Here is a 5,317-nt window from a genome sequence, read left to right as displayed (position 1 = left end):
AGGCGAGGACGACGTGGGCCCGGGCGATGTGCCGGGCGGCGCGGAGGCAGGCGATGCGGTCGGCCGGGTCCAGGGTGTGGGCCGTGGCGGCGACCAGGGCCTCGGTGAGCTGGAGGCAGAACCGGCTGAGGGTGTCGACGGTCTCGCGGATGCCGATGCCGCGGGCCGGCGGGCCGGTCTCGGCCGACTGGACGGTCGGCGCGGTGGCGAGGGCCCAGCAGGCCTGGCTGGCCTCGGAGAGGGCGGCGTCCAGGCCGGGCCGGACGGGCCCCCGGGACGGGTCGGCGAGCACGGTCGCGGCGCGTTCGACGAGCTCCAGGCCGTCGAAGGCGGCGGCGAGCAGGTCCGGCAGGGACCCGGCCGTGCCGAGGCGTCCGGCGGCGTAGGTGATGTGGTCGTGCATGGGAACCCCCGTTGGCCGAATCTGATGTCGGCCCGCCCTGTCACCTGAAGTTGCCGACGGGGTCAGTGTGGGGCGCGAGACGGGTGCCGGTCAATCAATATTGCCGCGTGTTGAACTGAGCGATCAAAGTAGTCCGCGCTCGGCGGCGAGGTCGAACGCGGCGGCGGACGCCGGGGCCAGCAGGGCACGGTCCTCACGGCCGATGTAGCGGAACTCATCCACCTCGCCCGCCAGGGTGATCTCACCGTGGTGCCCGGCGGTGAAGCACGCCATCCGGACGTGGGAGTGGCGCGGCTGGTCGTACGCCGGAGCCCGCAGGACGCCGAGCTCGGCGAAAGACGCCCGGTCCAGCGTCAGCCCGAGTTCCTCGCGCACCTCGCGGGCGACCGCCGACCAGTCGTCCTCGCCGGGCTCGCGCTTGCCGCCCGGAAGGTACAGCAGGTCCCGGCCGCGCGAACGGACGGTCAGCAGCCGTCCGTCCGCGACGTGGACCCAGGCGACGACATCGAGATCCATAGGCCGATCATCCCAGTTCGTGGCGGTGCGGATCAGAGGCGGCGGGAGGCGAGGACGCGCCGCAGGAACTCGCGGGTGCGCGGCTCGCGCGGCTCGCTGAAGATCTGCTCGGCCGGGCCGCGCTCCAGCAGGACGCCGTCGCTGAGGAAGCAGACGGTGTCGGCGATGTCCCGGGCGAACCCCATCTCGTGGGTCGCGAGGACCATCGTCATGCCCTGGTCCTTCAGCTCCCGGATGATGCCCATGACCTCGGTGACCAGCTCGGGGTCGAGCGCGGAGGTCACCTCGTCCAGGAGCAGCAGGCTCGGGTCGCAGGCCATCGCGCGGATGATCGCGACCCGCTGCTGCTGCCCGCCGGACAGCCGGTCGGGGTACTCGCCGGCCTTGTCGGCCAGGCCGAACCGGTCGAGCAGCTCGCGCGCCCGCTCCCGCGCCTCGCTCCGGTCGCGCTTGTGCACCCGGACGGGCGCGAGGGTGATGTTGTCCAGCACCGACATGTGCGGGAACAGGTTGTACGACTGGAAGACCATGCCGATCCGCTTGCGCACCTCGTCCGGGTCGGCGCCGGGCGCGGTGATCTCGTCCCCGTCGAGCATGATCGCGCCGTCGTCCACCTCCTCCAGCAGGTTCACGCAGCGCAGCAGCGTGGACTTGCCGGACCCGGACGCGCCGATCAGGCAGACGACCTCGTGCGCGTCCACCTTCAGGTCGACGCCGCGCAGCACCGGGTGCGCGTGGTAGGTCTTCCAGAGGCCCTCGACCTCCAGCAGCGGACCGCTCATCGCTTGCCTCCGGGGGCGCGGCGGCGCTCGGCGCGGGCCGCGAGATGGTCGGTGAACCGGGCCATCGGCACCGTCAGCGCGATGAACAGCACCGCGGCGGCGAGGTAGGGGGTGTAGTTGAAGTCGTCGGCCGAGTGGATCTGCGCCTGCCGCAGCGCCTCGACCACGCCGAGCGTCCCGACGAGCGCGGTGTCCTTCTGCAGCGACGCGAAGTCGTTCAGCAGGGGCGGGACGACCCGCCGCACGGCCTGCGGGAGCACCACGAACCGCAGCGCCTGCGCCTGCGACAGCCCGAGCGACCGGGCCGCGGACCGCTGGCTCGGGTGGATCGACTCGATGCCCGCCCGGAACACCTCGGCGACGTACGCGCCGTAGGACAGCACGAGCGCCCCGCCGCCGAGCACGGCCGCGTCGGTGGGCAGGCCCTGCAGCCGCAGCGCGGGCAGGCCGAAGCCGATCATGAACACGAGCAGGATCGTCGGGATGCCCCGAAACACGTCGGTGTACAGCACCGCGAGCGCCCGGAGCGGGAAGAACAGCGGGTTGCGCAGCCCGCGCGCGAGCGCGACCAGCAGGCCGAGGACGAGGATCACCGGCTCGGCGATCAGGAAGATCCGGACGTTCATCCAGAAGCCGCTGAGCACGTCCGGGAACGCGCCCTTGAGCTCGTTCCAGTCGAAGAACTTGGCCTGGACGCTCGGCCAGCCGGGGGAGGCCAGCACGCCGCCGGCCACGACCGCCAGGAAGACGATCGTGGACGCGGCGGCGATCGAGCCGTTGCGGATCCCGGCGCGGCGGCGCGCCCGTTCGCGGGCGAGCTGCCGCTCGCTCTTCACCCAGGTGTCGGGGGTGGCGGTCACCGGGTCATCCTCACTTCAGGACGGGCGCGCCCGCGGCGGCGGTCAGCCACTGCTGCTGGAGTTTGGTCAGCTCCCCGGAGGACTTCAGCTCGCCGAGCGCCCGGTCCAGGCAGCCGACCAGGGAGTTGCCCTGTTCGAGCAGCAGGCCGAAGTGCTCGTTGTTGCCGGCGCTCTGCGGCAGCTGCCCGACGATCTTGGAGCCCTCGACCTGGGCGGCCGTGACGTAGAACGCGGTCGGCAGGTCCAGGACGATCGCGTCGACCTGCTTGTTCTTCAGGGCGTTGACCGCGTCGATCTGGTCGTTGAAGACCTTGGGCTGGCTGCTCGGCTTGACCTGGTCGCGGACGGCCGCGAGCGCGGTGGTGCCCACCTGCACGGCGATCTTCGCGTCCTTGAGCTCGCCCACCGAGGTGATGCCGGCGTACTTGCCGTTCTTCATGGTCACCACGCCCTGCTGGACGTCGTAGTACCCGGTGGAGAACGTGACGGCCTTCTCCCGGGCCGGGGTCACCGAGATCTGGTTGATGTCGAAGTCGAACTTCTTCGGGCCCGGCGCGTAGGACGAGTCGAACGACTCGGTCACCCACTTGACCTCGCTCTTGGCGAAGCCGAGCTTCTGGGCGACCGCGTAGGCGACCGCGCTCTCGTAGCCCTGTCCGTTGGCCGGGTCGTCGTTCTTGAACCACGGCTCGAAGGCGGGCTTGTCGGTCGCGACCGTGAGCTGCCCGGGCTTGGTCAGCTTCAGCTTGTCCTTGGCGCAGGACGCGGCGGACGCCGGGGACTTGCCGGCGGAGGTGCTCTCCTCCTTCTGGGGCGCGCACGCCGTCGTGGCGACGGCGAGGGCGGCCAGGCCGGCGAGGGCGGTCAGCAGGGGTCGACGGGCCAAGACGTGCCTCCAGCGATGCGACGGGATCGGTTGCGGCGATGACGGGAGCGGCGGGCTTGAGGTGAAGGTGGGGAGAGAGCCGCGGTGCGGGCGGGAGCCGCGGCGCCGGACGGTGCGCGCCGGGCGGGCCGGCCCGGCGGATGCGTGGTCAGGAGTGCCGGGTCACGGCGTCCGGGTGATCGTGACGGCCATGCCGTCCGCGAGGCCGAAGCGCTCGGCGGCCGAGCCCTGGTTGACGGCGAGCCCAAGCCGTCCGGACGAGTCGACCCATACCAGCGGGTCGCCCACGGCGACCTTGCCGAAAGTCTCCTCGAACGGGACCCGCGCGTCGCCGCCGTCCCAGCGCAGCTCCAGGCCGGAGCCGAACGGGAGGTCGCCGAACGCGGCGGCCAGCTCGGCGGGCTCGGCGCCGAGGACGAGGCTGCCGAACTGGTCGGTGTAGAGGACGGACGCGGTGAGAGAGCCGTCCGCGACGACCGGGGCGGGCAGGTCGAGGGGGAGCAGGGCGTCCGCGGCGGGGCCGAGGTCGGCGATGGGGACGCCCGCGAGCAGGTGGCCCGCGGCGGGGGCGAAGATGTCCCGGCCGTGGAAGGTGGTGGACACCGACGGCTGCCGGTAGGCGGGGTTCTCCAGGTAGTGGGCGGCGGTCACGCCGCCGAGCGCCTCGGCGGCGGGGACCAGCAGGCCGTTGTCGGGGCCCACGAGCACGTCGCCGCGTCCGGTCGCGACCGCCACGGGACGGCGCGGGGTGCCGACGCCCGGGTCGATGATCCCGACGTGCACGCCGACCGGCAGGTAGGGCAGCGCCTGGCGGAGCAGCATCGCGCCCTCGACGATCCGGTACGGCGTGACCTCGTCGCTCAGGACGAGCACGTTGGCGGCGGGCGCGATCGCGTACACGACCCCCGCACAGGTGCCGCTGTAGGCGGCGCCGAAGTCGGTGGTGAGGCTGGCGAACGGTCGGGACTCGGACACGGGCGTACCTAACACGAGCTGCTGTTATCACGGAAAGTGACGCCTGAGGGTACCAAGTCGCCCGGTAATTCACACACTCGTGGTGGGGTTTGTGGCCGTATCCTGCGCCGGTGCGTCCCGAAGCCCTCGACCCCGTGCTGCTGCGAACGTTCGCGTCCGTGGCGGACGTGGGCTCGTTCACCGCCGCGGCGGCCGCGCTCGGATACACCCAGTCGGCGGTGTCCCGGCAGGTCAGGGCGCTGGAGGAGGCGTGCGGGGTCGAGCTCTTCGCGCGCGGCGCGCGGGGCGTCCGGCCCACCCCGGCGGGGGAGTGCCTGCTGCCGCACGCCCGTGCCCTGCTGGAGCGGTACGCCGACACCGCCCGCGCCCTGGACAGCCTGCGTCAGGTGGACGCGGGGACGCTGCGGCTCGGCGCGTTCTCCACCGCGAACGCCGTGCTCGTCCCGCGTGCGCTCACCCGGTTCGGCGAGCGGCATCCGGGGGTGGAGATCAGGCTGCGCGAAGGGCTGACCGAGCGGCTGCTTCCCGCGCTGGACGCCGGGGAACTGGACCTCGCCGTGGTCAGCACGCACAAGGTGGCCCAGATCGCGTCCGCCGACCCGGTCGCCCTCGGTGACGACCCGCTGCTGGTCGCGCTGCCCCGGGGGCATCGGCTGGCGCGCCGCCGGACCGTCCCGCTGGCCGGTCTGGCGGAGGAGTCGTGGATCGTCGCGGACGACGAGGCCGCCGTCGCAGCCCTGCACGCCCGCTGCGCGCCGGCCGGGTTCGTCCCGCGGACGCCGCTGCGGGTGGCCGAGTGGACGTCCAAGCTCGGCCTCGTCGCCGCCGGGTTCGGGGTGACGTTCGTGCCGGCACTGGCGGTGGGGGCCGTCCGCGACGACGTGGCCCTGCGGCC

7 protein-coding genes are annotated in these 5,317 nt (G+C 72.9%); 1 reads left to right on the top strand and 6 read right to left on the bottom strand.

The genetic code is table 11. The features are described from left to right. The 6 genes from AB0J52_RS26140 to AB0J52_RS26115 form a co-directional block, all read right to left on the bottom strand. Positions 1–403 (bottom strand): hypothetical protein (locus AB0J52_RS26140; RefSeq protein ID WP_500184920.1); only part of this gene is annotated, 403 nt, incomplete at its 3' end. Positions 404–526: 123 nt separating this feature from the next. Next, positions 527–919: an NUDIX hydrolase gene (locus tag AB0J52_RS26135; RefSeq protein ID WP_500184918.1), complete on the bottom strand. Its 393-nt coding sequence runs from the start codon at positions 917–919 to the stop codon at positions 527–529. Between the two features lie 32 nt (positions 920–951). After that, positions 952–1,701 (bottom strand): amino acid ABC transporter ATP-binding protein, encoded by a 750-nt coding sequence (locus AB0J52_RS26130; protein ID WP_500184917.1) that lies wholly within the window; start codon positions 1,699–1,701, stop codon positions 952–954. Continuing rightward, positions 1,698–2,561, bottom strand: a complete 864-nt coding sequence (locus AB0J52_RS26125) for an amino acid ABC transporter permease (protein WP_500184916.1) — start codon at positions 2,559–2,561, stop codon at positions 1,698–1,700. Before AB0J52_RS26125 ends, AB0J52_RS26130 begins: the two co-directional genes overlap by 4 nt. 10 nt (positions 2,562–2,571) lie before the next feature. After that, the gene (locus AB0J52_RS26120; RefSeq protein WP_500184915.1) at positions 2,572–3,447 is read right to left on the bottom strand and encodes an ABC transporter substrate-binding protein; all 876 of its coding nucleotides are present in this window, start codon (positions 3,445–3,447) and stop codon (positions 2,572–2,574) included. Positions 3,448–3,609: 162 nt separating this feature from the next. Then, a complete protein-coding gene (locus tag AB0J52_RS26115) occupies positions 3,610–4,422 on the bottom strand; it encodes an SAM hydrolase/SAM-dependent halogenase family protein (RefSeq protein WP_500184914.1) in 813 nt (270 codons plus the stop codon). A gap of 110 nt (positions 4,423–4,532) precedes the next feature. On the opposite strand from AB0J52_RS26115, the gene AB0J52_RS26110 reads away from it, so the two are divergent. Further along, on the top strand, positions 4,533–5,317 hold a 785-nt coding region (locus AB0J52_RS26110; RefSeq protein ID WP_500184913.1), incomplete at its 3' end, for a LysR family transcriptional regulator.

Source organism: Spirillospora sp. NPDC049652 (assembly GCF_040675125.1).
GTDB lineage: Bacteria > Actinomycetota > Actinomycetes > Streptosporangiales > Streptosporangiaceae > Spirillospora.
This window is presented reverse-complemented; position numbering and strand designations above follow the sequence as displayed.